6 protein-coding genes are annotated in these 4,568 nt (G+C 34.8%); all 6 read left to right on the top strand.

What is annotated here, in order from left to right; all coding sequences use genetic code 11:
- Positions 1 to 85: 85 nt before the first annotated feature.
- The 6 genes from ACJML3_RS00700 to ACJML3_RS00675 all read left to right on the top strand — a co-directional run bounded on the left by ACJML3_RS00700 (position 86) and on the right by ACJML3_RS00675 (position 3,632).
- Positions 86 to 490 (top strand): four helix bundle protein, encoded by a 405-nt coding sequence (locus tag ACJML3_RS00700; protein ID WP_406019736.1) that lies wholly within the window; start codon positions 86 to 88, stop codon positions 488 to 490.
- A gap of 185 nt (positions 491 to 675) precedes the next feature.
- A complete protein-coding gene (locus ACJML3_RS00695) occupies positions 676 to 1,731 on the top strand; it encodes a reverse transcriptase domain-containing protein (RefSeq protein WP_406019734.1) in 1,056 nt (351 codons plus the stop codon).
- On the top strand, positions 1,701 to 2,273 hold the full coding sequence (locus ACJML3_RS00690; protein WP_406019732.1) for a hypothetical protein: 573 nt from the start codon (positions 1,701 to 1,703) through the stop codon (positions 2,271 to 2,273). The genes ACJML3_RS00695 and ACJML3_RS00690 overlap by 31 nt, the downstream gene beginning before the upstream one ends.
- A gap of 12 nt (positions 2,274 to 2,285) precedes the next feature.
- On the top strand, positions 2,286 to 2,591 hold the full coding sequence (locus ACJML3_RS00685; protein WP_406019731.1) for a hypothetical protein: 306 nt from the start codon (positions 2,286 to 2,288) through the stop codon (positions 2,589 to 2,591).
- A gap of 408 nt (positions 2,592 to 2,999) precedes the next feature.
- The gene (locus ACJML3_RS00680) at positions 3,000 to 3,185 is read left to right on the top strand and encodes a hypothetical protein (protein ID WP_406019729.1); all 186 of its coding nucleotides are present in this window, start codon (positions 3,000 to 3,002) and stop codon (positions 3,183 to 3,185) included.
- A 3-nt stretch (positions 3,186 to 3,188) separates the two neighbouring features.
- A complete protein-coding gene (locus ACJML3_RS00675; protein WP_406019727.1) occupies positions 3,189 to 3,632 on the top strand; it encodes a hypothetical protein in 444 nt (147 codons plus the stop codon).
- The last annotated feature ends 936 nt before the right edge of the window (positions 3,633 to 4,568 follow it).

The raw sequence follows: 4,568 nt of genomic DNA, 5'->3' as shown, positions 1-4,568 counted from the left end.
CCAGCTATGGTTTCCGCGTGGCCGGTTATGCTGCGTAAGCAGGTTGTTTTTTTGTTGGCACGGCGGTAGTCCGTGCCTTATAATAATGACCACTATGCAGAATTATCCATTACTATATAAAATGCGTGAACTGATAAAGCTATCTAAGCTCTATTTAGATCACGCACCTAAATCAGAGAAATATGCCTCTGTTCAAAAGATCAAACAGCTAGAATGGGATGTTTATTTACTCATTGTAGAAGTCTTAAAACGTTATCACAAACGTACAACTCTTACTGAACTGGATATAAAACATGAACAGCTACGCTGCGCATGGCAACTGTATTACGAATTAGGCTATCTTGCATTCAAAGACGGTCAGAATTCACATGATAAAGCTTACGAAAACCACCGTTTCGCTGCAATCAACAGACAGCTTGATGAAGTTGGCGCAATGATTGGCGGTTGGATCAAGGTAGAAAAAGAAGCTTTTAATAACCAAAAGAATTAACTATAATCATGGCCTAAGGTGTGGCATTAAATGTTTTTAGCTTTTGCGCGTAATTTCAACAATTGGCGTGTTAATTCTAATACCAACAATGGTTTCCGCGTGGCCGGTTATTTCCTGACACTATGCAAAATTAGAAACTGGATATAACGATGTCATATCTTTCGCAAGAAAAATCTGCAGAGAGTGTGACTGTCAATTTTTCACACTCTCAACTTCAACTCGTTACAATCTCATATGATGAGCTAATCACTCCAGAAGCTCTTTATAAGGCTTACATCAGAGCGCGTTTCAGTAAACGTAAGAAAGGCTATATCTTCAGATTTGAATGTTCATTATTCACTCATCTGAATAACCTCTTCACTGCCCTTAAAAACAGACAGTATCAGCCAAGACCTTGCAGAGTTTTTATGATCTATTGTACTGCAGGGCAGAAGATGAGAGAAATTCATGCGCCTTCATTTATTGATTTGATTGCTCAGTTTGTTTTCTATGATGCCGTTTATCCAGCTTTTGAATGCGGTTTTATTTTTGATAGTTACGGTTGTCGTAAAAACAAAGGAGCTTTAAGAGCTGCTGATAGAGTTCAGGAATTCATGAGAAAATCACCTGCAGAGTCATATTATCTGCAGATTGATATACGCAAATATTACTATTCAATAGATCATGCTGTTTTAAGAGAATCTTTATCCAGAAGAATAACCGATCATGAAATCGTTGATTTGGCTATGTCATTCTGTGAAGAGGGCAATAAGGGTGTAAATGTAGGATCCCTAGTTGCTCAGTTATATGGTCTGATATATCTTGACCGTTTCGATCACTGGGTAAAACGTAAACTAAAGATAAAGTATTATGTCAGATACGTTGATGATATGGTCTTTATTGGTCTGTCACGTGATGAAGCCTATATTTTATTGAGTATCATACAAAATTATCTTGAATCAGAGTTAAAATTAAAACTATCCAAATGGAAGATAATGCCAATCAGAAAAGGCATTAACTTTGCCGGATATAGAACATGGAGAAAGGGTCGTTTCATTAGAAAACGATCTCTAAAAACATTTTCAAAACGATTAAAATCAGAAGACTGGGAAGCAATGGAAAGCGTATTAGCTCATGCTGAACCTTCTTCATCTTACAGCCACCTAATCACAAAACTGCTAACTGTAGATTTATCCAATGTACCTTTACACATAAAAAGGAGAATCAACAGATGGCTATCTACTCATACAGTCAAAAAATAATCCCTGGTCCAATGGGCACAACCTATGATTTTCAGCCAGGTAACACTTCATTCATTCGCTTAGGAGAACTTGATAATAAATTCTATCTTCACATTGATGATGATTCCGAAATTCTTCCTCAGTGGCCAGAGATTAACTTCCAGAAAGATGTTCTTCCAGAGGAAATCTTAAACAACTTAAAGCAGGAAAAGATTGCTCAGATTAACCTGATTGCTGATAAGTTTGACAGTGTTCTAAAGAATGAATCAATGGTTATCATTTCATCTTTAGGTTACAGATTAAATGCTGATATACGTGCCCAGATTAATCTGCTTTCTATCTGTATTGCAGAAGAAGAAACTGCAGAGATTGCTACTGTAGATCAGGAAGTAAAAACTATTACTCTGGAGCAGGCAAAAACTATTTCTAAGGAAATCACTGCAAACGGTAAATACTTATACACACAAAAATGGACTAAGTTCCAACAGATTGCTGCTGCTACCACCTATGATGAGCTTGCTGCTGTATCAACTGACTTTGTTATGAAAGATTTTACTGTTTAATGAGGCTTTATCATGGTTAAAATTATTGTTTCCTGGTCATTATGGCATAACCTAAAACAACTGCTGATTGCTGTCGATCAGTTATTTATGGTGCTTTATGGCATTATTATTTCTTTTTTTGCTCCTCACAAAATCTATGCAGATGAAACAATGAGCGCGTACCTATACAGACATAAGCACTACTGGTATGCAAACATCTTCAGAAGACTTGTAGATGTGATTTTCTTCATTCCTAATGGCTTTAATTTCAATCATTGCCAGGACAGTTATATTTCTGAAATGACACGTGCTCATCTGCCACCTGATTTAAGAAAATAATTTTTATCTCTAAGTATTCACCTCTCTGTAAAAATTCATAGCAGAGGGGTAATTTTTTTTTATTTTTAAGACTAGACCGTACAGTCGATTTTTTACTTTTAAAGCGTGACTTGGAGTGACCTTTTATCAAAAATAACAAATTTGTGTTTATTTTCAATGTATTATAAAATTGTTTTGATTCCCGTCCTGGGCACCAATTCTATAAAATCTTATCTATCCTAACCTATCCCGAAATCATTTAAAACTCGCATTCTGATGTGCTTTAACTTATCTTTATCTGCTCTTATGTGTTGCAATAAGTGTAATGTTTGTATATTTTGGTTAAGATTTGTATATAATGTACAAGTTTTATTTTGAATAGTTAACTATACTTCTTTCTAAGAATAATTTGTTTAAGAGGACTGAAAAATGGCTAGACCAATTAAAGTGATCCCTACTTTAGAGGGGGAGGCTGCAGCAACCTTCTTAAAAAGAGCAGAAGATGCTGAGCGTTGTTATAAAGAGCGTAAAGCTGCCGGTAAATTAAGAGATATAACTAAAGATCCTAAATATCAGGGTATGAAGAAATTATTTGCCAATCCTTTGGTTTTATAAATTATGAGTACATTAGACGGTCTTAGGTTCGCCGAACTGACTAAAGAGCTCCTTGATAGGAGCTTTTGTTTTTCTTGCGGTGATGATGATTTAGATGACTTTTTTAACAATGAAGCTGTTCTTTACAGAGAAAAGCTTATGGGTAAGACCTATTGTTTAATTGAAGTTCTTACTCCAGAAGAAACTAATCAATCAGGAAACGAATACAGAATTATTGTTGCTTTTACTGTCGCAAATGACAGTTTGAGAATTTATGATTTGCCAAACAACAGGCGAAAGAAACTAATTGAATCAACACATAAGCACCTGAAAAGATATCCTGCTGTTTTGATTGGACGTCTTGGAGTTAATAAAGACTATTGCGGTAAAGGTTATGGCAGTGAGATCCTTGATTATGTAAAAATTGGTTTAGTGAACCTGAAAATAAAACCGGCTGTCGTTTTGTGATAGTTGATGCTCTTAACTCTCCTAGAGTTTTAAAATTTTATTCTGAAAACAAATTTCGTTTCTTGTTCACAACTGATACTCAGGAATTAGCTTATGAGAAAGTGAATGCGAATCAGGAAAAACCAAATACCAGACTGATGTATTTTGATTTACTTGATCTGTCTAATTCCTGATAAGGTACTGTGACGACCAGGCAACGCCTTCGGGTTATTGATCTTTAAGGAGAGAATATGAAGATAGAAGATAAAAAAGAGATCTATGTCGGTATAATCAAGGCCTGTTTCTTGATTTTATGTGGAGTATGTTCCTACTACTATGTAAATTATGATACGATCAAGACATATTCGGATTGGCGATCAAATTTACTAGAGCCTATAATTATAGGTACATCAAGTTTGCTATTATTATTTGGTACAGTGCTTATTCGCGCACTTAGGAGGAATAAATGATTTTATATTTTGTTGCGGGTGTTTTATTTCTCTTCTGCCTATGGATTGCATACGTTACTTACAATTCTTAGATTAGTGTTAAAAATCACGAAAGTGATCCGTCAATATCATGCGAAGTTGATCCGTCTTTTGTACCAAAAAATCCGGATCATCTTGAATAGATTTTTTAACATGAATACTTATTTTTGCGTGCCATTTTATTATCTTCGTATATATTTTAATATGGGATAATTAATTCTGCTAACTGATCCTTAGTTCAAAATAAAGAAGTCGTTTTTTTAGTTGAGTTAAAGAAGCACATTCATTATATTGAGAGTCCACTATTTACAATATCCATGACGATTTTTGGTATGTCCATATAAGGTTTATCATGAAAAATAACTCTGCAGAATCAACAATCTGCAGAGCATAATTGATGCTAGAAGAACTCTTTTTGTTTTCTTAATTTAATTTCTTCAAGAATTTGAGGGTATTCTTTATCAAGACG

The organism is Succinivibrio sp. (genome assembly GCF_045124615.1).
Classification (GTDB): domain Bacteria; phylum Pseudomonadota; class Gammaproteobacteria; order Enterobacterales; family Succinivibrionaceae; genus Succinivibrio; species Succinivibrio faecicola.
The sequence above is the reverse complement of the archived record's forward strand: the minus strand, read 5'-3'. Positions and strand labels throughout refer to the sequence as shown.